At 41.8% G+C, this 25,313-nt stretch carries 23 protein-coding genes, 1 tRNA gene and 1 other RNA gene; 11 read left to right on the top strand and 14 right to left on the bottom strand.

Translation table 11 applies throughout. From position 1 onward, the window contains the following. Nucleotides 1–26: 26 nt before the first annotated feature. From ACLU24_RS10060 to ACLU24_RS10050, 3 genes are all read right to left on the bottom strand, one after another. A complete protein-coding gene (locus ACLU24_RS10060; protein ID WP_349135743.1) occupies nucleotides 27–494 on the bottom strand; it encodes a hypothetical protein in 468 nt (155 codons plus the stop codon). 5 nt (nucleotides 495–499) lie between these two features. Next, nucleotides 500–1,714, bottom strand: coding sequence for a recombinase family protein (locus ACLU24_RS10055; RefSeq protein ID WP_412612410.1), 1,215 nt, complete (start codon nucleotides 1,712–1,714; stop codon nucleotides 500–502). 188 nt (nucleotides 1,715–1,902) lie between these two features. Then, entirely contained in the window at nucleotides 1,903–2,214 is a 312-nt protein-coding gene (locus ACLU24_RS10050) for a helix-turn-helix domain-containing protein (protein WP_412612409.1), read from the bottom strand. A 125-nt stretch (nucleotides 2,215–2,339) separates the two neighbouring features. On the opposite strand from ACLU24_RS10050, the gene ACLU24_RS10045 reads away from it, so the two are divergent. The 6 genes from ACLU24_RS10045 (at nucleotide 2,340) to ACLU24_RS10020 (ending at nucleotide 9,515) form a co-directional block, all read left to right on the top strand. Continuing rightward, nucleotides 2,340–2,837: an SLOG family protein gene (locus ACLU24_RS10045; RefSeq protein WP_412612407.1), complete on the top strand. Its 498-nt coding sequence runs from the start codon at nucleotides 2,340–2,342 to the stop codon at nucleotides 2,835–2,837. Nucleotides 2,838–2,934: 97 nt separating this feature from the next. Then, a complete protein-coding gene (locus ACLU24_RS10040) occupies nucleotides 2,935–3,141 on the top strand; it encodes a helix-turn-helix domain-containing protein (protein WP_412612405.1) in 207 nt (68 codons plus the stop codon). Nucleotides 3,142–3,272: 131 nt separating this feature from the next. Continuing rightward, the gene (hsdR, locus tag ACLU24_RS10035; protein ID WP_412612455.1) at nucleotides 3,273–5,594 is read left to right on the top strand and encodes an EcoAI/FtnUII family type I restriction enzme subunit R; all 2,322 of its coding nucleotides are present in this window, start codon (nucleotides 3,273–3,275) and stop codon (nucleotides 5,592–5,594) included. 15 nt (nucleotides 5,595–5,609) lie between these two features. Then, nucleotides 5,610–7,097 (top strand): class I SAM-dependent DNA methyltransferase, encoded by a 1,488-nt coding sequence (locus ACLU24_RS10030; RefSeq protein ID WP_412612403.1) that lies wholly within the window; start codon nucleotides 5,610–5,612, stop codon nucleotides 7,095–7,097. After that, nucleotides 7,094–8,668, top strand: coding sequence for a restriction endonuclease subunit S (locus ACLU24_RS10025; RefSeq protein WP_412612402.1), 1,575 nt, complete (start codon nucleotides 7,094–7,096; stop codon nucleotides 8,666–8,668). The genes ACLU24_RS10030 and ACLU24_RS10025 overlap by 4 nt, the downstream gene beginning before the upstream one ends. 43 nt (nucleotides 8,669–8,711) lie before the next feature. Beyond that, nucleotides 8,712–9,515, top strand: a complete 804-nt coding sequence (locus ACLU24_RS10020; RefSeq protein WP_412612401.1) for a tyrosine-type recombinase/integrase — start codon at nucleotides 8,712–8,714, stop codon at nucleotides 9,513–9,515. A gap of 45 nt (nucleotides 9,516–9,560) precedes the next feature. On the opposite strand, the gene ACLU24_RS10015 is transcribed toward ACLU24_RS10020, so the two are convergent. The 9 genes from ACLU24_RS10015 to ACLU24_RS09975 form a co-directional block, all read right to left on the bottom strand. Then, nucleotides 9,561–10,919: a restriction endonuclease subunit S gene (locus tag ACLU24_RS10015; protein WP_412612400.1), complete on the bottom strand. Its 1,359-nt coding sequence runs from the start codon at nucleotides 10,917–10,919 to the stop codon at nucleotides 9,561–9,563. A gap of 293 nt (nucleotides 10,920–11,212) precedes the next feature. Further along, nucleotides 11,213–11,304, bottom strand: a tRNA-Ser gene (locus ACLU24_RS10010). Between the two features lie 84 nt (nucleotides 11,305–11,388). Continuing rightward, a non-coding RNA gene (ssrS, locus tag ACLU24_RS10005) (6S RNA) lies at nucleotides 11,389–11,580 on the bottom strand. Between the two features lie 61 nt (nucleotides 11,581–11,641). Beyond that, nucleotides 11,642–11,965 carry a DUF1292 domain-containing protein gene (locus ACLU24_RS10000; RefSeq protein ID WP_412612398.1) on the bottom strand — a complete coding sequence of 108 codons (324 nt, stop codon included), beginning with the start codon at nucleotides 11,963–11,965 and terminating at the stop codon, nucleotides 11,642–11,644. Between the two features lie 1,345 nt (nucleotides 11,966–13,310). Continuing rightward, entirely contained in the window at nucleotides 13,311–13,748 is a 438-nt protein-coding gene (nifU, locus tag ACLU24_RS09995) for a Fe-S cluster assembly scaffold protein NifU (RefSeq protein ID WP_412612396.1), read from the bottom strand. Between the two features lie 41 nt (nucleotides 13,749–13,789). Then, the gene (gene nifS / locus ACLU24_RS09990; protein WP_412612395.1) at nucleotides 13,790–14,965 is read right to left on the bottom strand and encodes a cysteine desulfurase NifS; all 1,176 of its coding nucleotides are present in this window, start codon (nucleotides 14,963–14,965) and stop codon (nucleotides 13,790–13,792) included. A gap of 534 nt (nucleotides 14,966–15,499) precedes the next feature. Beyond that, on the bottom strand, nucleotides 15,500–16,246 hold the full coding sequence (locus ACLU24_RS09985; protein ID WP_412612394.1) for an ABC transporter permease: 747 nt from the start codon (nucleotides 16,244–16,246) through the stop codon (nucleotides 15,500–15,502). Further along, nucleotides 16,243–16,977, bottom strand: coding sequence for an ABC transporter ATP-binding protein (locus tag ACLU24_RS09980; protein WP_412612392.1), 735 nt, complete (start codon nucleotides 16,975–16,977; stop codon nucleotides 16,243–16,245). The genes ACLU24_RS09985 and ACLU24_RS09980 overlap by 4 nt, the downstream gene beginning before the upstream one ends. Before the next feature lie 344 nt (nucleotides 16,978–17,321). Continuing rightward, a complete protein-coding gene (locus ACLU24_RS09975; protein WP_412612390.1) occupies nucleotides 17,322–18,206 on the bottom strand; it encodes a DMT family transporter in 885 nt (294 codons plus the stop codon). Between the two features lie 209 nt (nucleotides 18,207–18,415). Between ACLU24_RS09975 and ACLU24_RS09970 the strand changes: the two genes are divergently transcribed. Beyond that, nucleotides 18,416–19,030, top strand: a complete 615-nt coding sequence (locus ACLU24_RS09970; RefSeq protein WP_412612388.1) for a metal-dependent hydrolase — start codon at nucleotides 18,416–18,418, stop codon at nucleotides 19,028–19,030. Between the two features lie 58 nt (nucleotides 19,031–19,088). On the opposite strand, the gene ACLU24_RS09965 is transcribed toward ACLU24_RS09970, so the two are convergent. Both ACLU24_RS09965 and ACLU24_RS09960 read right to left on the bottom strand, forming a co-directional pair. Further along, a complete protein-coding gene (locus ACLU24_RS09965) occupies nucleotides 19,089–19,940 on the bottom strand; it encodes an IS3 family transposase (protein ID WP_412610340.1) in 852 nt (283 codons plus the stop codon). Continuing rightward, a complete protein-coding gene (locus ACLU24_RS09960) occupies nucleotides 19,940–20,476 on the bottom strand; it encodes a helix-turn-helix domain-containing protein (RefSeq protein ID WP_412609989.1) in 537 nt (178 codons plus the stop codon). The genes ACLU24_RS09965 and ACLU24_RS09960 overlap by 1 nt, the downstream gene beginning before the upstream one ends. A 684-nt stretch (nucleotides 20,477–21,160) precedes the next feature. Here ACLU24_RS09960 and ACLU24_RS09955 point away from each other — a divergent pair. From ACLU24_RS09955 to argH, 4 genes are all read left to right on the top strand, one after another. Next, entirely contained in the window at nucleotides 21,161–21,682 is a 522-nt protein-coding gene (locus ACLU24_RS09955) for an RNA polymerase sigma factor (protein WP_412612387.1), read from the top strand. Between the two features lie 103 nt (nucleotides 21,683–21,785). Beyond that, nucleotides 21,786–22,004, top strand: a complete 219-nt coding sequence (locus tag ACLU24_RS09950; RefSeq protein ID WP_412612385.1) for a hypothetical protein — start codon at nucleotides 21,786–21,788, stop codon at nucleotides 22,002–22,004. Between the two features lie 524 nt (nucleotides 22,005–22,528). Further along, the gene (locus tag ACLU24_RS09945) at nucleotides 22,529–23,752 is read left to right on the top strand and encodes an argininosuccinate synthase (protein WP_118366717.1); all 1,224 of its coding nucleotides are present in this window, start codon (nucleotides 22,529–22,531) and stop codon (nucleotides 23,750–23,752) included. A gap of 175 nt (nucleotides 23,753–23,927) precedes the next feature. Beyond that, on the top strand, nucleotides 23,928–25,298 hold the full coding sequence (gene argH, locus ACLU24_RS09940; RefSeq protein ID WP_412612384.1) for an argininosuccinate lyase: 1,371 nt from the start codon (nucleotides 23,928–23,930) through the stop codon (nucleotides 25,296–25,298). Nucleotides 25,299–25,313 lie beyond the last annotated feature (15 nt).

Here is a 25,313-nt window from a genome sequence, read left to right as displayed (position 1 = left end):
AGCGTGGGCAGTCCGGCATCTTTCACTTAGTTATCGACCTCCTCGTTGTCTATGATGTCCTCTGCGATAGCGGCGGCAGCTTCACGCTCACGGCGGGCTGCCCAGCCACCTTTCGATCTGGGTGCGTATGCCGATTCCAGTGCATACATGATGCCCTGTTCGTCGGCAAAGTAAATACCGGGGACGTTCCAATTATCCTCGGCATTCCAGTCCATCAGTTTTCTGACCATATCCACGACCGTGGCGTTGCTGATTTTGATCTGCGCTTTCTGCGCGCCCTCCGGCTTGGAGAAGCGCACGGCATTCGGGGCATCCTCCTTGCAGGCCCGGATAGCGAACTGCTTCGACTTCGGCTCGATCAGAAACTGGATGTACTCCGGGAAGTGGAGCTCCTGTGCGGTCTGCACATTGAACTTCACGATATTGCCTGCGAAAGTGCAGACAGAGGCGGAACGGGTTTTAATAAGGTCGATGACAGAAAATTTTTCAAACATGGTAGTTACTCCTTCTCAATTACAATAAAGTTTTCGTCCTCCTCGGCAACTGCCGGGGCGGGTTCTGGTTTTTGGGTCGCAGAGATAAGTAGATTGTCCACATACTCCTCGTCCCACGATGGGTCGACGATCATGAAGCCGGACAGTACTCCCTTGACCACGATGCGTGGCTTCCGGTGGGTGCTGCGCCGTTTCCGATACCGTCGTTCTTTACGGATCTGCTGTGCCAACAGCCAGTCGTTTTTCTCGATGATGGGGATATGATGCCCCTCAACGAAATACTGCGGTTCTATGCCGTTGTTCTTTACACTCTTATGCGTGAAAAAGTCTATCGTAACTGTTTTTTGACACAAGGCGTCCCCACAGTATTTTTCGTTTTTGAGGATGCCCAGGACACTGCCGGAACTCCAAACCGATAGACCTTTTACAGTGGGAATGCCGCTTTTTGTCAGCAATTCCGCAATTTGCGTGGATGAATAGCCGTCCAGGTAGAGACTGTATATGGTTCTGACAATATCCGCTTCATCCTCTACGATTTCCCAGCTCTTTTCATCATCCAGCCGATAGCCGAGCAGAGCCCAACTTGGATAGATCCCAAGCCCCTGCGCCCTTCGGCGCTTGAATGACCATTTCAGACTGTTGGATTTTTGCTCGGACTCACTTTGCGCCACAAGGCTCAATACGGTAATGACCATATCGCTGCTCTTATCCAGCGTGTTGAGCTTCTCGGTCTCGAAGTACACGCCCACAGGCGGGTCGAGCTTTCGCAGCATGAAAATGTAGTTCAGACTGTCAAGCACATTTCTGGCAAAACGGCTGACTTGCTTCGTGATGATAAGGTCGATCTCTCCCGCTTTGCATTTCTCGATCATTTCGAGAAAGTGCTCACGGTGCAGAACGGAAGTGCCGGAAATGCCCTCATCGGCGAAAATACCGGCAAACTCCCATTCCGGATTCTCCTGGATCATACGGGTATAGTTTTGAACTTGAAGCTCGTAACTGCTTGCCTGAGTGTCCTCATCCGTGCTGACACGGCAGTACGCACACACACGAAGTTTTTTCTTTTCGGTTTCCGCTTCCATATCCCTTTTTGCAGGAATGATCTGTACCTCCTTTTGCGGACCGTTGATGTATGCATCACGGATGGCATTCTTGGTGGACTGCCTTTTTTCCTCGCTGCGACCGCGAGGTCGAAGTGGTTGTTTTTTCGTTATCTTCATAGGTTCACCTCCTCCTGCCGCAGATTATGTAGGCAGATAAGCCCACACCGCAGCTCGGAGCCGGCGAATTCTATTATATCGTGGAAATATAAAAACCGTTAACTTAAATGGTATATAGTGCTCAGGTTAACGGTATTGGGAGCAAAAAAATAAGAAGCCTTTCAGCTCCTTATTTCAACATCGGTGATTTACTTGTCCTTATTCATGGCTTTCAGCATCTGGTTCGCCGCTTTCTTTTGTTCCGGTGTGAGGTTGACCCAGTTTTCAAACAGCTCTTTGAGTTCTGGGTTGATTTCGACCATCTCACCCTCGGCAAAGAACTGCGCCATCGTGATGCCGAATCCCTTACAGATCGCTTCCAGCGTTGCGAGTGAGGGGACTGTATTCCTCCTATAAATATTCGCAATCGTGGACTCGGATAAGCCGCAGTTCTTTGCCAGCCTATACTCAGTCCACCCGCGCTCGTTTAAGAGCTGCCGGAGCCTCTCGTGCGTGTCCATAGCATCACCACCCTTCCTGTAATTATTTTACCCGCAAACTAAAAGGTATTGTACTGGCTACTTGTACTGAGCATACCGTTATGTTAAACTGTATAAAAACGGGAATTCAGTACGGAGGGATGACAATGCTGACCGAGGAACAGAAACGGATGCACAGAGTGTGTTTTACTGGCCACCGCCCAGAGAAGCTGAAACAGTCTGAAAGCGTGATCGTGAAGGCTCTGGAAACTGCGATCAAAGAGGCAATTGCCGATGGCAAGAATGTATTTATTTCCGGCATGGCTCGTGGGGTGGATATCTGGGCGGCTGAGATCGTGCTGCGTCTGCGGAAAGAGGGTGCGAATGTAAAACTGATTTGTGCCAGCCCATACGAAGGCTTTGAGCGTGGATGGAGTGCCGAATGGCAACGACGGTACAATGTCATTCTTGCCGCCGCCGACCTTGTTCGTTTTATCTGTCCGGGGTACAGCAGAGCCTGCTTCCAGATCCGCAATGAGTGGATGGTCGACCATTCGGCTCTGGTAATTGCTGTGTTCAACGGTCAGCCCAGTGGCACCAAGAACACGATTGATTATGCCAAGCGGAAGAGTGTTCCGTGCTGGAATATACTCTCCGAAACATGAAAGTTTTCTTCACAAATTTGAGGATTATCTTGTTTTTCAGCAGGATTGGTGATATAATAATCTTGAATTTGTATGTGCAGAAAGCGAGGACGGTCAAATGGGCGTTTCTTACAAGAAATTATTTAAGCTGCTTATCGATCGGGGCATGAAGAAAAAAGACCTGCAAGAGGCGGCTGACCTCAGCCCTGCGGCAGTTACAAAGCTCGCAAAAGACGAGTATGTACGGCTCGATGTGCTTGTGAGAGTTTGCTGTGCATTGGGCGTTGATATCGGTGACATTATGGAAGTCACAAAAAATGAATAAAGGCATCTATAAATAGATCGAGTTTATTTTGTAAAAGTCCGCAGCCGTGCTGCGCTCTTTTACCCCCATTAACTTCCGATAATTTTGAGTTATCGGAAGCAACAGAAGGAGGCATTGGCATGGGCGACCTTATGAAAAAACATGAAATGACTGAGGAGGACATCAAACTTCAGTTCATTACCCCGGCCATTGAGGGCGCTGGCTGGGACAAGCAGAAACAGATCCGCATGGAGTACAACTTCACGGATGGTCGTGTTATCGTCCGTGGTAATGTCACGGCCAGAGGAAAGAGAAAGCGCACCGACTATTTGCTTTACTACAAGCCCAATATTCCTTTGGCTATCGTCGAGGCAAAGGATAACAGACACAGCGTTGGCGCCGGGATGCAGCAGGCCATCGAATACGCCGAGGTGCTGGACATTCCGTTTGTGTACAGCTCGAATGGCGACGGTTTCCTGGAACACGATATGAAAACCGGCAAAGAGCGTGAACTGACGCTTGAGCAGTTTCCCTCGCCGCAGGATCTTTGGCAGCGACACATTGGGGACGAGCACTTCACGCCGGAGCAGGAGCAGCTTATCACCGAGCCGTACTATTTTCAGCCGGGTGATAAGACCCCTCGCTACTATCAGCGCATCGCCATCAACCGCACCGTTGATGCAGTAGCCCGTGGGCAGGATCGTATCCTCCTCGTTATGGCGACCGGTACCGGCAAGACCTATACTGCGTTTCAGATCATCCACCGCCTTTGGAAATCCGGTCGCAAGAAAAAGATCCTGTTCCTTGCTGACCGTAATATCCTCGTTGACCAGACCATGCAACAGGACTTCAAGCCTTTTGCAAAGGTCATGACGAAAATCGAGGGCAAAAAGCTGGACAGCTCCTATGAACTGTACCTGTCCCTCTATCAGCAGTTGGCTGGTGATGAGAACGAAGAGCCGTTCCGTGCATTTCAGCCGGATTTCTTCGACCTCATCGTCATTGATGAGTGTCACCGTGGCAGCGCCAAGGAGGATTCCCGTTGGCGCAGAATACTCGAATACTTCCACAGTGCCACGCAGATCGGTATGACTGCTACGCCGAAGGAAACGAAAGAGGTATCCAATATCTCTTACTTCGGTGAACCCATCTATACATACAGTCTGAAACAAGGTATCGACGACGGCTTCCTCGCTCCGTACAAAGTTCTCCGTGTCGGCCTGGACAAAGACCTGGAAGGTTGGCGACCCACGGCAGGACAGCACGACATCTACGGGTACGAGATCGAGGACCGGGAGTACAACACCAAGGATTACGACAAAAACCTCATTATCGATGAGCGCACCGCCACCGTGGCGAAGCGTATCACTCGCTTTTTGAAAGAAAACGACCGCTTTGCCAAGACCATCGTATTCTGCGTGGACATCGACCATGCAGAGCGGATGCGGCAGGCGCTCGTGAACGAAAACAGCGACCTCGTGGCGGAGAATGCCAAGTATGTCATGCGTATTACCGGCGACAACGCCGAGGGCAAGGCGCAACTCGACTACTTTATCGCAGAGGACAGCAAATATCCCGTGATCGTTACGACCTCCAAACTGATGACGACTGGCGTGGACTGCAAAACGTGCCGGCTCATCGTTCTGGATAACAACATAAACTCCATGACCGAGTTCAAGCAGATCATCGGTCGTGGCACACGCCTCAAGCCCGACTACGGCAAAGAGTATTTCACCATCATGGATTTCCGCAATGCCTGCCGACTCTTCGCAGACCCGGAATTCGATGGCGACCCGATCTCTATCATTGATGATAGCGATGATCCCGGCGAAGAGCCGACCATCGATCCGCCGAAGCCGCCCGTCCCGACTCCCGGTCCCGGTGGGGACACCGACGACCCGCCCGAAAAGAAGCATAAATTCCGGGTACGTGGTGTCGAGGTCACGATCCTGAATGAGCGTGTCCAATACTACGACAAGGACGGCAAGCTCATCACGGAAAGCGTGACGGACTACTCCAAGAAGAACATCCTCGGCGAGTATGCCACCCTGGATTCTTTCCTTAGTGCCTGGAATTCCGAGGAGAAGAAACAAGCCATCATTGACGAACTGCAGGAGCGCGGCGTCCTTCTGGAAGCGCTGCGGCAGATCGCCGGGAATAAGGATATTGACGATTTCGACCTTATCTGCCACATTGCCTACGACAAGGCACCGCTGACGAAGGCAGAACGGGCGAACAATGTCCGCAAGCGTGGATACCTCTACAAGTACTCCGGCTTGGCACAGGAAGTTCTGAGTGCGTTGCTGGACAAATACATGAACGAGGGCATTCAGGACATCGAGAACCTCGAAATTCTGTCCAATGACCCATTCCGCAAATTCGGCACCCCCATGAAAATCGCAAAGCTGTTCGGTGGCAAAAACGGATACATTCAAGCCATCCGTGATTTGCAGAAGGAAATCTACGCTGCGTAATAGGAGATATAAGATATGAGTTTAAATAACCTGGTAAAACGACTGCAGGACATCATGCGGAATGACGCAGGCATCAATGGCGATGCCCAGCGTATTGAGCAGATGGTTTGGATTCTCTTTTTGAAGGTGTATGACGCCAAGGAAGAGATCTGGGAGTTTTATGATGAGAATTACACTTCCATCATTCCGGAGGAGCTGCGCTGGCGCAATTGGGCCGTCGACCACAAGGACGGCAAGGCGCTCACCGGCGATGCGCTTCTGGACTTCGTGAACGGAAAACTGTTCCCGACCCTCAAAGCCATCGCAATCGATGAGAATACACCCATGAGCCAGATCATCGTCCGCACAGCCTTCGAGGACAACAATAACTACATGAAGGACGGCATCCTGCTTCGCCAGGTTATCAATGTCATTGATGAGATCGATTTTGAGGAGTACGAGGACCGCCACGCCTTCGGTGAGATTTACGAAACGATCCTCCGCAGCCTGCAGAGCGCTGGTAACTCCGGTGAATTCTACACACCCCGTGCTGTCACGGACTTCATGGTACAGATGATCAAGCCCAAGCTCGGCGAGTCTATTGCGGACTTTGCCTGCGGAACCGGTGGCTTCCTTACCTCTGCGCTGAAGGTGCTGGATGCCCAGGTGCAGACTGTCGAAGACAGAACGGTTTACAGCAACTCCATCTACGGCATTGAAAAGAAGGCGCTGCCGTTCCTTCTGTGCGCCACGAATATGCTGCTCCACGACATCGACAACCCTCGCATCATCCACGGCAACAGCCTGGAAAAGAATGTGCGTGAGTACAAGGAGAGCGACCGCTTCGATGTCATTTTGATGAATCCTCCTTACGGCGGCAACGAAAAAGAGGGCGTGAAGCAGAATTTCCCGGCTGATCTCCGCAGTAGCGAAACCGCCGACCTCTTTATGTCTGTCATCATGTATCGGCTGAAGCAGAACGGCCGGTGCGCCATCATTCTGCCGGACGGCTTCCTGTTCGGTACGGATAACGCCAAAATGGCAATCAAGGAAAAGCTGCTGTCCGAGTTTAACCTCCACACGGTCATCCGTATGCCGCACAGCGTTTTTGCGCCGTACACCTCTATTACGACAAACATCCTTTTCTTCGACCGGACGCATCCCACAACGGAGACCTGGTTCTACCGTTTGGATATGCCGGAGGGATACAAGAACTTCTCCAAGACAAAACCCATGAAGTTGGAGCACTTTGCCCCGGCCATCGAGTGGTGGGACAACCGCGAGGAGATCACCATCGACGGCTTTGACAAGGCGAAGAAGTACACCGTCGAGGAACTGAAAGCACGAAGCTATAACATCGACCTCTGCGGTTATCCTCACGAAGAGGAGGAGATCCTGCCGCCGAAGGAACTGATTCAGCAGTACCAGGAGAAGCGGGCCAGCTTGAACGCCGACATTGACCGCATCCTTGCCCAGATTACCGATATCCTTGGCATCGACATTACGGAGGAGGGCGACGAATGACTGCGCAGCAACTGAAAAACTCCATTCTCCAGATGGCTGTTCAGGGCAAGCTCGTGCCGCAGGACCCGAATGACGAGCCCGCCAGCGTTCTGCTGGAACGCATCCGCACGGAGAAAGAGCGGCTCATCAAAGAGAAGAAAATCAAGCGTGAAAAGAACCCCTCCGTTATCTTCAAAGGTGCCGATAATACCCCTTATGAGAAAATCGGCGATGAAGTGTACCCCGTGGATACTCCCTTCGATATTCCTGATAGCTGGGAGTGGGTTCGATTTAAAGATTTAGTCGACTATTCGATGGGAAAAACGCCTCCACGGAAAGAGACGGAATACTGGAGCAACGGTACGCTCCCTTGGGTTTCTATTGCGGATTTGGTGGCGGATGGGACTGTGACTGCAACTAAAGAATGTGTCAACAGCTTTGCGGCTGAAAATACCTTCAAAGGGAAAATCAGCAAGGCTGGTACTTTGTTGATGAGTTTCAAATTGACGGTCGGAAAGGTGTCAATATTGGGAATCGATGCATTTCATAACGAAGCCATCATTTCAATATACCCGTTTGTTGATCCCGATAAGATAACTACGATGTTTCTGTTCGCTACGCTGCCGCTTCTCTCGCAAAGTGGTGATACCAAATCGGCAATCAAGGGTAACACACTCAACTCGGATAGTTTGGACGCCCTACTGATTCCGTTACCGCCAATAATGGAGCAGAAGCGCATTTTTGATAAGCTACATGAATTGACCACACCGTTGCTCGATTATGGTGCGGCGGAGCAAAAAGTAACTGAGCTTAATGTGAATTTCCCAGAGCGCCTCAAAAAGTCGATTTTGCAAGAAGCAGTCCAGGGTAAGCTGGTATCGCAAGACCCGTCCGACGAGCCTGCAGAGACTCTGCTGGAGCGTATCCGGGAGGAAAAACAGCGGCTCATCAAAGAGGGCAAAATCAAAAAGGACAAGCACGAATCCGTCATTTTCAGACGGGATAATTCTCATTATGAGAAGTTGGACGGCGTGGAGCGCTGTATCGACGAGGAACTGCCGTTTGAAATACCGGAAAACTGGTGCTGGTGCCGCCTTGGAACAATTGCTGCGGTTCTGGGAGGCAAGAGAATTCCAGCAGGTAGAAAACTAACCGAATGCAACACGGGTCATGTCTATATCCGTGTGTCAGATATGACGGATGGCGGTGTATCAACCGACCGGCTATTGTATGTCCCAGAAGATATTTATCCCTCGATTTCAAGGTACATAATCAATAAGACCGACGTTTTTATTACTGTCGCCGGGACGATTGGACGAGTTGGAAAAATCCCAGACGAGCTCGATGGTGCAAATCTGACCGAAAATGCAGATAGGCTTGTTCTTGCTGGCGTGAATCAGGATTGGCTCATTAAAGTGCTTCAGTCTGGGTTGATTCAAGAGCAAATCGCAGCGGCAACAACACAGGTCGGGCAACCCAAGCTGGCAATAGCCAGAATTGAACGCTTTCTTATTCCACTACCTCCGCTTGCAGAACAGCACCGCATCGTCCAGCGGATCGTGGAATTGCTCCCTCTGGTCAAAGGGCTGTAAAAGGAACACGGTATAATATCATAGTGAAAGGAGGTCTTTCACTATGATAGAAGAATTCGAAAGACACTTGAGAGGCACAAACCTCTCGGAAAACACGATATCCTCGTACCTTTTTGCCATTAGGCAATACAGCTCGCAGTACGATGGTATCACGAAAAAGAACCTGCGGGCGTATAAGGTGTGGTTGATTGAGAACTACAAGCCTAAGACCGTCAATCTGCGTCTGAGGGCAATCAACTGCTACTTGGAGAGCATTGGCAAAGAGAGCTGGAAAATGCCGTTTGTACGAGTGCAGCAGAAAGCCTTTCTGGAAAATGTCATTAGCGAAGCAGATTATGAGTATTTCAAAAACTGCCTCAAGCGGGATGACGAGCTCTTCTGGTACTTTGTAATACGCTTCCTGGCCGCTACCGGCGCACGAGTCAGTGAGCTCATACAGATCAAGGTGGAACACATCAAACTGGGGCATTTGGACTTATATTCGAAGGGCGGTAAACTCCGACGAATATACATACCCAAGGCTCTGCAAAATGAAGCCCTTTCTTGGCTGAACGATAAGCACCAAGAAAGCGGCTTCATTTTTTTGAACAAATACGGTGACAGAATCACCACAAGAGGCATCTCAGGGCAACTAAAAAAGCTGGCAGTCCGGTATGGCATAGACCCGGTGGTCATTTACCCGCATTCCTTCCGGCACCGCTTTGCAAAGAGCTTCTTGGAGCGCTGCAACGACATCGCATTCCTCGCGGACCTTATGGGACACGAAAGTATCGAAACCACCCGCATTTATCTCCGCAAAACCTCGACCGAGCAACGAGCCATCGTCGATGAGGTCATAGACTGGTAAAAGGAAACCAGGCATACGCACTGCTTTTGCGTATGCCTGGTTGTTTTACAGTTTCTGTACTATGCTGAGCGCCGTATCGATGGCGCTGACAATGCGTTCTTGTTCGTGGAGTGGCGGTAACGGGAACAGCAGATTGTGGATTGCATTGGAGGATAAGCCTTGAATAGCTATGCCTTTTCCGCCAATCCAGCCTGCGCCTTTGTAAAGGTAAAAGAGATAGTAAAATAACCGAGTACAGACAGGCACATAAGCTCGTAGTCTGTGAATATGATTTTGAATACGCATGGGTTCGGGGCTTCCCCAGATAGCTGCACGACCGATATCCCCACCCTCACAAACTAAGAGATCGCCCTGTTGTACTGTACATTTATCGACCTCTGAATCCGTAAAGGGCATGGTTTTGAGGTTATCCAAAACAAAACGATCCCAGTATAAGTTGGAGGTCGTAATATAGGTGAGCTTTTCGCCGTCCCGATTTGCGGCGTTTAAGGCTTTTCCTGTGTTGTGTTGAAAAACAGTTCCGAGCCGTACCCACTCCCAAGTTTCGGGGATCTCAAAGGGCAGTTCATCGTCGATACAGCGCTCCACACCATCCAACTTCTCATAATGAGAATTATCCCGTCTGAAAATGACGGATTCGTGCTTGTCCTTTTTGATTTTGCCCTCTTTGATGAGCCGCTGTTTTTCCTCCCGGATACGCTCCAGCAGAGCCTCTGCAGGCTCGTCAGACGGGTCTTGTGGTACCAGCTTGCCCTGGACTGCCTCTTGCAGTATCGACTTCTTGAGAGCCTCTGGGAAACTGCCATTGAGATTTTGGAGCGCTGTGTCCACAACAGCGTAATCTGCCACCTTGGGGAGCACTCGTTTCAGCATCGCAATAATCCGTCCCATTTCCTCGCGTGGCGGAATCGGGACTGGCAGATTCATCATCTGCTCACGAGAGAGGTTATAAAACGCTTGTCCGGATTTGTGTGTAATGTTTCGGCAGTTATCACGATGGTGTTTAGCAGCAAAAGCGTAAAGCAGATATTCTGATACGACATCGTCGTTAAAGTGTGGTATGAGCATAAGCACAAAACCGCCAACAACCGTGTCGGAATAATCTTTGTCTATGAGTGCGATTTTGCCGATGTGATCCAGGCTACTAACTGCAGGCGTGATCATATAGTTTTTTCTCAAATACAGCTCTGGTTTTACGAGCTCGCTTGAGATGAAGACATCGTCGCCCTTAAAAAGGAACTGTTCCTCACCGATATTTCCGCCACGCAGTACCCTTATCATTTTGTCCGCCTTTATAGCGAGGGCATCCTTTTTGTACGCAAGCCCAGACATATTTGAGAAAAGATCGCCTACCCGGCACCATTCCCAAGATGACGGTATCTCAAAAGGCACTAAATCCGCCAACGACCGCACTTCATCGCCGATTTTCTCATAAGGGGTATTATCAGAACTCGGCTGTTTAACGATTACCTCGGTAGTTTAACGAATATTCCCAGTAGTTCAACGATTACCTCAGCCGTTTAACGATTACAACGGCATAGAAGTCCACGAACCCTATAAAACGCACGAAACCCCGCCGCAGAATTGCTCTGCAGCGGGGTTCGCTTATGTGCGGAATAGCCGAAAAGCCTTATTTCAAGCGGTTTTCGGGCATAGAAAAAGTCCACCGTAATTCTATCAAAATTACGGTGGACTTATGGCGGAGAGCAAGGGATTCGAACCCTCGAAACGCTTTTGGCGTTTACACGATTTCCAATCGTGCTCCTTCGGCCAGCTCGGACAACTCTCCAAATTTTTGGCACTTCAATATTATACACTAACGTTTAGAAAAAATCAAGAGAAAAAATAATTTTTTTGAAGTTTTTGTAAAATAAAAAAATCCGCCCAACCGTATTGTGTCAATAATAACCTGCCTACTGGATTAGACAGGTGGGTGCCACCCCTGCGGGTTCACGCTCCCTTCTTCCGCAAAAGCGGGAGGTCTGCAATCCGCCGTAGGAGGTAAGCTCCCGAGAAAAAAGTTGTAGGGTTATTTAGACACAGTCCACGAATCGGGCAGAAATTCAATTTTAAACAAACAGTCTTAAAACCGCCTGCTATAAATAGTATGCTTGGTAGAGATGAGATTATTCATCATTGCCTTCAGCATCTTCGTCATAAGCTTCATCAAAACGGCTTTCGAAGATTTCAGCAAGCTCATCAATAAGAGCATCGTCTTCGATTTCAGCAAGCTGAGGTTCGCCTTTTTCGTCCTCCACAGCTTCAAAAATCATATATGTGTTTTCGGAATCTATATCCTGTTCCGGAAGATCGAATAGTGGCATAAGTGCATAGAAGTGAGAATCCTTAAAATCAATTTCATCGAGGATTTCAAACTCGTATTCGTTACCTTCTTCATCCAAAAGGGAGATGAGATCCGGCTCAAAGCTTTCAAATTCTTCGTTGCTCATAGACAAAGCCTCTTTTCATATTTAATATCGTGATTCATTTGTAATGTTATTTTACAACAAAATCTTGTATAAGTCAAGAGGTTATTTATAGTTTATTAAATCTACAAAAAATAAAAAAAGTTCAAAAAAACTATTGACATTTGCTAAGAACGTGATATAATATAATTGAGCTTAAGGAAAGGAACTAAATAAAGAATAGTTCCACTAAATTAGTTTTTAAGGCACAAAATTTTAAGATTAAATTCTTTGAATGCTCACTCCGTTGGCTTTAGCCTTACATTTGTTAAATCTTATGATATGGCAGGGCCAATCTTGAGAGGTGCTTTAATATATTTAGTCTATGAAGTTCCTTGTTCAATTTCTGAAAGGAGGCAGTCCTATGGGCGATATAGAACCAGTTAGTTTAAATGACCTTAAACCGTATAGGATTGAGGTCTCCGAAATGAGAAATTCCAAGTAAAAGCGAATTTTTCTTTAACCGAGCGATACTCTATTCCATATTTATTATGGCTCTTTAGCATCAGGTTATTACATAGCCGTTGTATGTGGCATAAATGCTTTGAAACGATTTCAATTTCGGATAGGAGCGTTTTAGTCCTGTCGTGATGATAGATACTTCATAACGCAGATTACAACTTAATATTTCCACAGGTACAAAATGTTAACAGTGTATGTGTTGGATATGCCGATTGACATTCGGTGAATGCCTAAATTTTGAAATGGGAAGCTTTTTATAGCAGATGTTATTTATATCGATTTTTCTTCGCAACGAAAGTTCCACTTGATAAATTGTTTATCGGGTGTCCATTCTTATCGGATGGTTTGAATTAAGCGTTATGGCTTGTGTAAAAGCAGGTAGTCGAATATTGAACATTATTATATATGTTCCTTTTCGGACGCATTTCGTTTTTGCGAATATTGGATTTCGACTCGTCCGTCGAGAACCAAATTTATCAAGATAAGGATTGAGTCCTATGGCATAGTATATGCTGACTCTTAATTTTAACTACGGATTATTCATAGAGGGTCATTTTCCGAAAGGCTGCGGACTGTTGACGGCGTTTGGATTATGATAGTGGGTGATTCAGAAATTTAGATAAGGATTGAGTCCAATGTAATTGGCTTTTACAAGTATTATAGAAAATTAGTAGTGGCTGTCGCAAATAAAAATGCGACAGCCACTTTTTTTATTTTTAATTATTCAAGGTGGTATAGCTGAATTATTGTATTTGATTGATGACGAATCAATAAAAAATGTGATTCAAAAGTGTTTAACCTTTGAATCACATATAATATTTAAGCTATGAACTTTAATTAACTTACCAAGGATAAGTTGAGTTTTAGTTTAGTGGCAGGAATCTTCACCATGTTCATCATGTTCTTCAATTTTGCCTACGATTGGTTCTGGGTCGATGCCTTGTCTGCGATAATAGTCACTAAGAGCTGCTTTGATAGCTTGTTCAGCAAGAACTGAGCAGTGAACCTTAACCGGTGGTAAACCGTCCAGAGCCTCCATAACAGCTTTATTTGTAAGTTTAAGAGCATCGTCTACTGATTTGCCTTTGATAAGCTCTGTTGCCATAGAGCTTGTCGCAATAGCCGCACCACAGCCAAAAGTCTTAAAGCTGACATCAACAATAATGTTGTTTTCAACTTTAATATACATCTTCATTATATCTCCACAGCGTGAGTTTCCAACTTCACCAATTCCGTTCGCATCGGGAAGTTCGCCGACATTTCTCGGGTTTGCAAAGTGGTCCATAACCTTTTCACTGTATGCCATTTATATTCAACCTTTCTATATATAAATCTTAAAATAATAAATCATGAATTTTTAATTATCTTTTCCCATAATGGTGACATAGAACGAAGTCTTGTTACTATTGGTGGGATAATCTCTAAGAGATAATCTATATCTTCTTCAGTATTTTCATCGCTGAAGCTAAGTCTTAATGAGCCGTGTGCAACTTCATGAGGAAGTCCGATTGCTAAGAGAACATGGCTCGGGTCAAGAGAGCCTGATGTGCAAGCAGAACCAGATGATGCTGAAACGCCCTTGAGGTCGAGAGAGAGAAGAAGAGATTCACCTTCAAGTCCGTGAAAACACATATTAACATTTCCAGGAAGTCTGTGAACTCTGTCGCCATTTATTATTGAACGGTCTATTTTCAAAAGTCCGTCAATAAGTCTGTCACGCATTTTCTCAAGTCTTGCGTTTCTTTCAGCCATAACCTCGCAAGAATGCTTAAGAGCAACGCTCATACCAACTACACCTGCAATATTTTCAGTGCCGGCACGGCGACCGCTTTCCTGAGCACCGCCATCAATAAGGTTAGGAAGTCTTAAACCTTTACGCATAAAGATTGCTCCAACACCTTTAGGACCATGAAATTTATGTGCTGATATAGATAGCAAATCGCAGCCGATTTCCTTAACGTCAACAGGAATAGCACCGACGGCCTGAACAGCGTCTGTATGGAAAATAACCTTATGCTTTTTGCATATCTCGCCGATTTCTTTTACAGGTTGAATTGTACCAATTTCATTATTAGCAAACATAATTGTTACAAGAGCGGTATCTTCACGAATAGCATTTTCAAGTTCTTCAGGGCGAATAATGCCGTTTTCGTGAACATCAAGGTAGGTTACTTCAAAACCCTCTTTTTTGAGAGAATCGAGAGTATGAAGAACAGCATGATGCTCAAATTTTGAAGTAATGATATGTTTTTTGCCTTTTTTAGCACTAAGATGAGCGGCACCCTTAATAGCCCAGTTATCAGCTTCGCTTCCTCCGGAAAGGAAAAAGATTTCTTTAGGGTCAGCATTAAGGCACTCCGCAATAATATTACGAGCATTCTCGACAGCCTGACGAGATTTTACACCAAGTGAATAAAGACTAGATGGATTTCCATAGTAATCTGTAAGATAAGGCATCATAGCATCAAGAGCCTCTTTAGAAAGACGAGTGGTTGCGGCGTTATCCGCATATATTTTCTTCATATAAATTTCACCTCAAATATATATATTAACAATGACCTTTAATATCTTTTGCCATTGTATGGAAAATTATACACCCATTCGATAGGAAATGCAATAGTTATTTTGATAATTTCTATCTTTTTAGTAGGAAATATTTAGTTTAGCCTAACTATAATACTTTTAATAGTCGAAAGTTGTATAAAAAATTTAGTTTGTATAATAAAATTGGGAGATAGTGTCGTTAAAATAGAGTTGTTCAGAAAACAAGAACAGAAAAAACTAAATATGTTCTATAATCATTTTATAGGAATTTAAAAGTTATTCTAAATATTCTAATTTAAAAAAATATTCGTTGGAGTATTTACTTAAAAGAAAAGCAGAAAGTGCGTTGTTTTATCTACTATATTATCTTAAATATTCTGTTTTATTATTTATTAATAATTCTTGACAAAAACAAAAACCGCCATTGAAATGGCGGTTTCAGCTTATTTAAAAGTATCTATGTTTGTAATGGTAATTTGAACGAGATTTTAGTTTCTATCGAACTTCCATTAGTTAATTGCTTGTTTTAGAACCGTTTTTCATTTTATATGTAAATATCAAAATTGCAGCTACTAAGATTACAACTGCATAACCAATTACCCAATAGAGCTCTGGCATTATTTTTGAATATTCACCACTAACAGCGTATTTTGCAGCATTAACTCCATGTACGAATGGAAGAAGATTGCATATATCCTTGAATGTTCCACCGATGAGGTCTAAGTCAAACCAAATTCCTGAGAGCCAGCCTGAAACGTTAGTTACAACTGCTCCGCAGATTCCGCCAACCTGTTTATCATTCAAAAGACTGCCGCAAAGAAGTCCTAATGCTATAAAGAATATTGCACTTGGAATTATTACAACAACCGCAAGAAGTAAATTAACAGATAATTTAAGTCCAAGAAAAAGTGCTACTGCAAAACATATAATTGTTTGAAGGATAGAAATCGGAATCATTGGAATGGTATATCCAAGGATAAAGTTAGTCGGTTTCATTGGTGATGTGAAAAGTCTGAACATAAATGAACTGCATCTATCCTTTGAAATTAGCATAGCTGAAAAAAGCGTCATAAATGAAAGTCCAAATACAGCAATACCAGGTGTTAAGTCCTGAATCTCAAAGAGTGAAACAGGAATATTTGACTGAATAATACTAAGAAGAAAAAGGAGCACAAGAGGAAAACCTATGCCAAAGAATATTGTCAGTTTGTCTCGAATTATTTCCTTTGCGTTTCTGAGTGAAAAAAATAAGGTTCTCATTTAATATTTCCTCCGTTCTCACAAAGCGTGATAAAGGCATCTTCAAATTTTTCTTTTCCTGCTTTGGCTTTAATTTCTTTGGCTGTGCCTAATGCAATAAGTTTACCTTTAACCATAATTCCGATTTCATCAGAAAGAGCCTCAGCCTCTTCAAGATAGTGAGTTGTGAGGATTACGGTAATTTTGCCCTTTAATTTTTCAATGATATCCCAAAGTTCTTTTCTTGCAAGAACATCAAGACCGAGCGTAGGTTCATCAAGGAAAAGTATTTTAGGCTCAGAGATAAGAGCCATAGCGATGGAAAGTCGTCTTTGCCAACCGCCTGAAAGGAATTTTGCTTTCTTTTTTTCTATTTCTGAAAGACCAAATTCCTCAATTATTTTATCAGCGTTTTTACGAGCCTCTTTACGATTTTGACAGTAAATACTTGAAATAAATTCAAGGTTTTCTCTTACGGAAAGATTTGGAGCAATAGCGGTTTCTTGTGGGGATACGTTAATTTTTTCTTTAACTTTAATGCTGTCCTTTTTTATGCTGTCGCCGAGAAGTATAGCATCGCCGCGTGTCGGTGGTATGAGGCAGGAAAGCATTTTTATAGTTGTGCTTTTTCCGGCACCATTTACTCCTAAAAGCGAGAAAAGTTGACCTTCTTTAATCTCAAGATTTAACTTGTTTACAACAGTTTCATCTTTATATTTTTTGGTTAAATCTGTTGTTTTAATTGCAAGCATTATTATCATCTCCGAATTTCTTTATATATTCTGCGAGAATATTATAGAGTTATTTTTATTTTAATCGTGTGGAACCTCTTTAGTTTTTCCTGAAAAGGTTGCATCAGAAATTTTGCGAAAATGCCATAATTCTGAATAATGATTTGTACTTTAGTACCAATCTTAACTTAATCCATAAATTTGACGGAATTATGTTTTTGATTTCGTAAAAATCTCATTGAGAACAAAAAAGTGTAATTTCTATAATTTAATAATACCCAATATGATATTTTATGTCAATAGATGTAGAAAAAAATTTTAAAAAGCAACAAGAGAATTTCAATAATGAAATTCTCTTGTAAAAATTATTTTTCTGTTTTGCTTTTTCGATTGTTATAAATGAACATCATAATTGCCATAGAGCAGATTATAATATAACCAATTATAGAATATATATCTGGTATATCACCAAAGACTATAAAGCCAATTAATGCTACAAAGATTATCTGAGAATAATCATAGACGGAAATTTCTTTTGCGGGCGCGTGGTAATATGCGGCGGTAATTGAAAACTGACCGCCTGCAGCCGCAAATCCTGCACAAATCAGATATATAAGTTGAAGCAAACTCATTTCGTGATATTGAAATATTAGAAATGGAAGTGTTACAATGCATGAAAAACATGAAAAGAAGAATACAACAAATTTTCCGTTTTCACCTTTTTGGCCGAGTCGCCTAACTGCTGTATACGCTGCACCGGCACCTAAACCACCTATGAAGCCGAGAAGCGCTGGAAAAAATTCTGTTAGATTGAAGCTTGGTTTTATTATTAATAAGCTTCCTAAAAATGCTATGATAACGGCTGCTGTTTGAATTTTATTTACTTTTTCGTGAAGAAAGATAAGTGAAAAAATTATTACGAAGAAAGGTGACATTTTATTAAGCATTGATGCATCAGAGAGCACAAGGTGGTCTATTGCGTAAAAATTGCATAGGATTCCAAGTGTGCCGAATATTGAGCGAGCTAATAATAAACCGATATTTTCTTTCTTGAATTTAAATCCTTCACCACTTTTTATTAGCAGGATTGCTGCAAAAATCATAGCAACAAAATTTCTGAAAAAGCTTTTTTGAATAGATGGTAAATCTCCGGAAAGCTTTACAAAAGTGTTCATAAGTGCAAAGCAGAAAGCCGACATTACAATGTAGATGATTCCGAGATATTTTTTGTTTATTTTCACATTGTTCACCTCAAAAATAAAAAGCTACCCTAAGAGCAGCTTTTTAAGCATATACTTTTATTTAAATAATAATACTCGTTAAAGGTTTTGTCAATGGTAAGTGAATTTGGTTGATGATTTTCTAATATAGAAAAATATATTCTTACTATATATTGCATAGACATTGAAAAATTTGTATAATAAAAGTTATATTTTAACAAAAAGGGAGGAATTTATATTTGTTAGGAAAAACACATTTTGCGGTAGGAATTGCTTCAAGTTTGATGTTTACACAGCCAAAAACTCTACAAGATGTAATACTTGCAGTTGGTATTGGAGGCATAGGAGCTTTAATATCTGATATTGATGTAGATACATCTGACTCACATAAATATGCGAATAAGATTATTGCGGTTTCTATTCTGATTATTATTGCAGTATTTGCGGCTGAACAGATTTGGAGCGTAGGAATTATCAAGCAGATTATAAGCGACAGTAACTATGCACGAATTGCAATAGGAACAATATTATTTATAGCCATATGTGCTTTTGGGAAGCAACAGCCACATCGTTCGTTTATGCATTCTATTTTAGGATTGATTTTACTTACGGCATCTATTGGAATGATTTGGCAAGATTTAATCCCATATTTTGCGATAGGTTTTGCATCACATCTTATAATAGATATGTTTAACTTTAAAAAAGTAAGGCTATTCTATCCTTTTAAAGGAGGAATTGCGCTGAAGCTTTTTCATGCACATGGTTTGGCAAACAGTTTGTTTTTTTTGGTTGGAAGTGCTTTGGCAATAATTCAAATTGTAATATATGTAATTAGAATTTGCCTTAAGATATGAAAAAAGGCTATACCTTGATTTTGATATGTACCCAGAATTCTGGACACATATTTATAAATTAAGCTGAACACATGGATGTCTTCCTGTATTGTACAGGAGGCATCCATTTTGTTTTTGCCTGAATTCTTTTATTGTTGTAATAATCTATATATTCTTTGACAGCTTTTGCAAACTCATCAAATGTTTTATAAGCATTTTCGTACCCATAATACATTTCATTCTTCATCCTACCAAAGAATGTTTCCATAATACAGTTATCGTAGCAATTGCCCTTTCGTGACATACTCTGGATAATGCCATGTTCTTTTAAACAATTCTGATAGTAAGTGTGCTGGTATTGCCATCCTTGATCTGAATGAAAAATCAATCCAGTTACATTTGGGAAACTTCTAAATGCTTGATCAAGCATTCTTTTTATTTGTTCCATATTGGGGCTTAATGAGATGTCATAAGATATTATTTCATTTGTTGCCATATCAAGTATTGGAGACAAATAACATTTACCCCAAGAAAAATTGAACTGAGATATATCGGTTGTCCACTTTTGAAGTGGTTTATCGGCAGTAAAATTTCTATCTATTATGTTGCTAGCAATTCTTCCAATTTCACCTTTGTAAGAATGATATTTCTCCTTTGGACGCTTGCCTATCATTCTAGTTTCGTGCATAATGCGCTGTACTCGTTTGTGATTCACCTCATAGCCTCTATTACGTAGTTCTCTGTAGACACGTCTAACGCCATATCTGCATTTGTTTTGTTCAAAGATAATTTCGATTTCTTTAACCAAATCCGCATTTTTTACAGCAATAACATCTTCTTTGCTAAGCTCAAAGTAGTAAGTGGATTTAGCCATTTGCATAGCTTTAAGAAGATACTTTAATTGATATCCTTTTTCTCTGAGTTCTTTGATTATTGCCGCTTTTTCGCCTTGAGATGCGCAGCTTCCTTTTTTTCTCTCAAGGCGATCTCTTTTTTTATTACTTCAATCTCTGTCTTGATATATTCATTTTCGGCACGAAGTCTAACTAATTCTTCATATTCTGATTCTTCTAACTTCCTTGGCTTATTGTAATTAATCTTCTTCATATCTAGATTCTTTTTGGGACGACCTTTCTTACAATTTACAAGACCATTATATCCCAAAATCATATATTTGTGAACCCATTGATATAATAGACCATCACCTATTCCTGCAGAAAATGCAACAGATTTGTTAGATTCACCAGCCAAAACACGTGCAACTAAGGCATAACGTTCCTCTGGAGTCCATTCTTTGTTATTCCCTTTGTGTCTTAATGCATCAGGACCACATGCATCCTCAATTCTAACCCATTTACGAACTGTTATATGAAACGCCTTAGTGCTTAGACCATCTGGTGTATCAGGCCATTGACCCTGTCGATATAATTCTACGGCATTTCTTTTGTACTCATAACTATAACGCATAAAAATAACCCTCCTTACTGGTTTTGTCCAGCAAAGAGGGTACATATCATTTTGGTATAGCCTTTTTATATTAGAATTTATTGAACGGACATTAATGTTGCTATAGTTTTACAGTTTTTATTGAGGTTTCAGTTTTATTATTAATTATAGAATCTTAAACACGATAGTGGCGTCTCTTTCTTTGTATAGTTTTGCTTACCGTCAACGCTTGCTTGTTCTTAGAAAAAGTTATCAGAAAGGTATTCATTTTTGTTTTTTAATAATGCCTTGCTTATCAACAGATATGTCCAATTATATTCTGTTACTTGGTTAGAATCAAACTGTATAATATATGTTTTAGGTGAATCAAAAGATTCAGAATTTTTTGAAGATTTTAGGATTTAGAGTTTTTGCGTTTTTTGAACTTTCAGAAAGTTTAGAACTTGATGTGTTTTTAGCTTGAAGAAACTATCAAACTTGAGGAAGAACAACTATGATTTTTAGATGATTTGCAAGCAGTGAGAATCGTAGTAGATATTGCGAAGATCAAGGTATATTGTTGAAATGAACTTTTTTGAGAAATTTAGACTTCATTATATTAAAAAATTCTTATGGAATGTTTTAGATATAATGCCTTGACTGTGACAAATAGCTTTAATATAATATTAATTGATAAGTAAAGTGTAAGCGTAGGAAGTGGTATATATGTTTAAAAAAAGAAGTAAGCCGTCATTTGAGCAAGTGTATGAAGAACAATTTTCTTACATATATAATCTTGTTTATATGATGCTTCCACATAAAGAGAGTGCTGAAGATATTGTCAGCGAGGTTTTTATAAAGGCTATGGAGAATTATGACCGCTTTGATGAGGAAAAAGCCTCTGTAAAAACTTGGCTTGCAACTATTGCAAAAAATATGGTTACAGATAGATATCGCAGTAATGCAAGAAAGCAGGGCGTTTCTATTGACGAAGCTGTGGAAATACCAACAGAAGACAGCTATGAAATGTTTGATGATGATATAAACCAAGAGGTAAGTATGATTCTGAAGCAACTTTCACCTCAAGAGCGTGAACTTCTTACGATGAGATATTTTATGGAAATGAAAAATGGAGATATTGCTGAAAAACTTGGTATAGCACCAAAAGCTGTTAGTGAAAGACTTCGTAGACTTTTACAGAAATGCCGTAAACTTGAAGAGGGAAAATCGCTGAGTGACTTCTTGTAAAAATATTTTTTGAATAGTGCGTGGATTTTTAAAGGCTTTTTCGTATATATTAATGAAAAGTATAAAAATCAAATGCGAATAATATAGAAATGGAGTTTTAATTATGAAAAGCTTTGAAGAAAAAATTAAAATGGCTGATTTTTCTAAGGAAACAGATTTAAAAGAAAAGCTCAGAGCAAGACTTTTTGGCAAAAAGAACAATGTTATTCAGTTCCCGAATTCATCGGATGCAGTGGAGCTTGATATGGATAGTCTTGAATATGTTGCGGCAGCAGGGGACACTTTTACTGACGATAAATCTAATGATGAAAATAAATTATAATTAAAACGATAGTCTGTCTGAAAAGGCAGGTTATTTTTGTTTCGGTGAAAGTTTATTATGAGATAATTTTGAAATGGATTTTATGTATAAACTTGCATAACTATATAATGCTAAAAAATCCCTTAAAAGCTCATTATATGGCTTTTTTCGCTGGGCGGTATTGCTGTATAATATGAATATTTCTGCAAAAAGAGATAAATTTCTGACCGAAATTAGTTTGGATTGCTTATTGGAAAAATTTGTATTTAATTTAGAGTAATATATGGATTTAAAGCCTTATTATGGGCTTTTTATCTAAGAAATCAACTTAAATATAAATTTTACAAGGCTTTTTATAAGTGGTATTTTTGTGTAAAATATTGCTTTTAAATTAAAACAGGGAAAAAATTTTAAAAATCCCGAATAAATATGCAATAAAAGGCTTGCTTTTTTGCATAAAGAGTGTATAATATACTTATCAAAGTTCTAAAGCCACAAGGCTTTCGCACTAAATAGTGCAAATATAATTTTGGAGGTTACATAAAATGGGAGATATAAAGAAGGTAGTTTTGGCATATTCAGGAGGTCTTGATACTTCTATCATTATTCCTTGGCTTAAGGAAAACTATGATAACTGCGAAGTTATCGCTGTTTCCGGTGATGTCGGACAAGCAACAGAGCTTGAGGGTCTTGAGGAAAAAGCTAAGAAGACAGGTGCTTCTAAGCTTTATATTGAGGACCTTAATAAGGAATTTATTGAGGACTATGTTTTCCCAACAGTTAAGGCCGGTGCAGTTTATGAAAATAAGTACCTCCTCGGTACATCATTCGCTCGTCCTATCATTGCAAAGAGAATTGTAGAAATCGCTCTTGCAGAGGGTGCAGACGCTATTTGCCATGGCTGCACAGGTAAGGGTAATGACCAGGTTCGTTTTGAACTCGCTATTAAGGCTTTCGCTCCTGATATGAAGATTATCGCTCCTTGGAGAGAGTGGGACCTTAAATCTCGTGATGAGGAAATCGACTATGCTGAGGCACACAACATTCCTCTTAAAATCACAAGAGAAACAAACTATTCTAAGGATAGAAACATTTGGCACATTTCTCACGAAGGTCTTGACCTCGAGAATCCTGCAAATGAGCCAATGTATAATAAGGAAGGCTTCCTTGAACTTGGAGTTTCTCCGGAGCAGGCTCCTGATAAGCCAACCTATGTAACAATTCACTTTGAAAAGGGTATTCCTACAGCTATCGACGGCGTAGAGATGGGTTCTGTTGAGCTTGTTAAGAAGCTTAACGAGCTCGGCGGCGCAAACGGTATCGGTATCGTTGACCTCGTTGAGAACAGACTTGTTGGTATGAAGTCCCGTGGTGTTTATGAGACTCCGGGTGGAACAATCCTTTACCACGCACACAACAAGCTTGAGGAGCTTACTCTTGACAGAGATACATATCACTACAAGCAGAATGTTGCACTTCGTTTTGCAGAGCTTGTTTACTTTGGTCAGTGGTATACACCGCTCAGAAAGGCTCTTTCAGCTTTTGTTGATTCAACACAAGAGCAGGTAACAGGCGATGTTAAGCTTAAGCTTTATAAGGGCAACATCATTGATGCAGGTGTTACATCTCCATATTCACTCTATGATGAGGATATTGCAACATTTGATGAAGATGAAGTTTATGACCAGAAGGATAGCGCAGGCTTCATCAACCTCTTCGGACTTCCAATCAAGGTTCAGGGCAAGAAAGGCTTCCGTTACGATAAATAATGCGGGTGGCTGATTTATTACGAATATTTTAAGCAATAATTTATTCGATAAGAGCATAGATTTTATGCGGAAATCCGTCGCAAAATAAATTTTCTGTTTGGGCGTGTACCGTATTTTGGGATAAAATGCGGTATTCGCCCGAATGTTATTTTATATAAATCAAGGAGAATATGATATGAAGCTATGGGCAGGACGCTTTTCTAAAGAAATAGATAAAAAAACAAATGACTTTAATTCATCAATTTCATTCGATAGCAGAATGTATAAAGAGGATATAGAGGGTAGTATTGCCCACGCTGAGATGATTGGTGAGGTCGGAATAATTGATAAAAAAGAATCCGAACTCATTATTGAGGGCTTAAAGGGAATCCTTGCTGACATAGAAAGCGGCAAGCTTGAGATTGACCCTAATGCGGAAGATATTCATACCTTTATTGAGGGTGAACTTACTGAAAGATTGGGCAGTACAGGTAAAAGACTTCATACAGCAAGAAGCAGAAATGACCAGGTTGCTGTTGATATAAGACTTTATCTCAAAAAGGAAACTAAAAACTTGGTTTCTATGGTAAAAGAGCTTGTAAAGGTTATTTGCGATAAGGCAGAAGAAAATGCGTCCGTTGTTATGCCTGGATATACTCATCTTCAGAGAGCACAGCCGATTACTTTCGGACATCATCTTATGGCTTATGCAGAAATGCTTCTCCGAGATATTAGCAGGCTTGAGTCGGCTTATGGTCGTATGGACGAAATGCCACTCGGAAGCGGTGCTTTAGCTACTACTACATATCCGATAGACAGAACTATAACAGCTCGTTTACTTGGCTTTGACAGAATTTCTCAAAACAGCCTTGACGGTGTATCTGACAGAGATTTTTGCATGGAGCTTGCATCTGCGCTTTCTATTATAATGGTTCATCTCTCTCGTTTCTCTGAGGAGATTATTATGTGGTGCAGTTGGGAATTTAAATTTGTTGAGCTTGATGACGCATTTTCAACAGGTTCAAGCATTATGCCACAGAAGAAAAACCCTGATATAGCAGAGCTTGTTCGTGGAAAATCAGGAAGAGTTTTCGGCGACCTTATGACCTTGCTTACAGTTATGAAGGGTATTGCACTTGCTTATAACAAGGATATGCAGGAAGATAAAGAGTCTATATTTGATGCTGTTGATACAGTTAAGATGTGCCTTACAGCTTTTACTCCGATGATAGAAACAATGAAAACTATTCCGGAAAATATGCGTAAGGCTGCTGCACACGGTTTTATAAATGCAACAGATTGTGCCGATTATCTTGTTAAAAAAGGACTTCCATTCCGCGATGCGTATAAGGCAACCGGTACACTCGTTGCTCTTTGCATAGAAAAGGGCTTAACACTTGAAACTCTTCCTATCGAGGAATACAAGAAAATTTGTGATACCTTTGATGATGGCGTTTATGATGCAATTTCTCTTGAAAACTGCGTAAACGGCAGAAAGGTTCTTGGCGGTCCTGCTCCTGAAAATGTAAAGGCTCAGGTTAAGCGTGTAAGAGAAATAATTGCTTGATTGTTTTTGCGGAGG

Origin of the sequence: Pseudoruminococcus sp. (assembly GCF_047012705.1) — a bacterium.
In the GTDB taxonomy this organism is placed as follows: Bacteria; Bacillota; Clostridia; order Oscillospirales; family Acutalibacteraceae; genus Pseudoruminococcus.
This window is presented reverse-complemented; position numbering and strand designations above follow the sequence as displayed.

Coding starts and splice junctions, on each gene's coding strand:
- ACLU24_RS10060 (WP_349135743.1), bottom strand. CDS start 494: ATGTTTGAAAAATTTTCTGTCATCGACCTTATTAAAACCCGTTCCGCC.
- ACLU24_RS10055 (WP_412612410.1), bottom strand. CDS start 1,714: ATGAAGATAACGAAAAAACAACCACTTCGACCTCGCGGTCGCAGCGAG.
- ACLU24_RS10050 (WP_412612409.1), bottom strand. CDS start 2,214: ATGGACACGCACGAGAGGCTCCGGCAGCTCTTAAACGAGCGCGGGTGG.
- ACLU24_RS10045 (WP_412612407.1), top strand. CDS start 2,340: ATGCTGACCGAGGAACAGAAACGGATGCACAGAGTGTGTTTTACTGGC.
- ACLU24_RS10040 (WP_412612405.1), top strand. CDS start 2,935: ATGGGCGTTTCTTACAAGAAATTATTTAAGCTGCTTATCGATCGGGGC.
- hsdR (WP_412612455.1), top strand. CDS start 3,273: ATGAAAAAACATGAAATGACTGAGGAGGACATCAAACTTCAGTTCATT.
- ACLU24_RS10030 (WP_412612403.1), top strand. CDS start 5,610: ATGAGTTTAAATAACCTGGTAAAACGACTGCAGGACATCATGCGGAAT.
- ACLU24_RS10025 (WP_412612402.1), top strand. CDS start 7,094: ATGACTGCGCAGCAACTGAAAAACTCCATTCTCCAGATGGCTGTTCAG.
- ACLU24_RS10020 (WP_412612401.1), top strand. CDS start 8,712: ATGATAGAAGAATTCGAAAGACACTTGAGAGGCACAAACCTCTCGGAA.
- ACLU24_RS10000 (WP_412612398.1), bottom strand. CDS start 11,965: ATGAGCAACGAAGAATTTGAAAGCTTTGAGCCGGATCTCATCTCCCTT.
- nifU (WP_412612396.1), bottom strand. CDS start 13,748: ATGGCATACAGTGAAAAGGTTATGGACCACTTTGCAAACCCGAGAAAT.
- nifS (WP_412612395.1), bottom strand. CDS start 14,965: ATGAAGAAAATATATGCGGATAACGCCGCAACCACTCGTCTTTCTAAA.
- ACLU24_RS09985 (WP_412612394.1), bottom strand. CDS start 16,246: ATGAGAACCTTATTTTTTTCACTCAGAAACGCAAAGGAAATAATTCGA.
- ACLU24_RS09980 (WP_412612392.1), bottom strand. CDS start 16,977: ATGCTTGCAATTAAAACAACAGATTTAACCAAAAAATATAAAGATGAA.
- ACLU24_RS09960 (WP_412609989.1), bottom strand. CDS start 20,476: ATGCGTTATAGTTATGAGTACAAAAGAAATGCCGTAGAATTATATCGA.
- ACLU24_RS09955 (WP_412612387.1), top strand. CDS start 21,161: ATGTTTAAAAAAAGAAGTAAGCCGTCATTTGAGCAAGTGTATGAAGAA.
- ACLU24_RS09950 (WP_412612385.1), top strand. CDS start 21,786: ATGAAAAGCTTTGAAGAAAAAATTAAAATGGCTGATTTTTCTAAGGAA.
- ACLU24_RS09945 (WP_118366717.1), top strand. CDS start 22,529: ATGGGAGATATAAAGAAGGTAGTTTTGGCATATTCAGGAGGTCTTGAT.
- argH (WP_412612384.1), top strand. CDS start 23,928: ATGAAGCTATGGGCAGGACGCTTTTCTAAAGAAATAGATAAAAAAACA.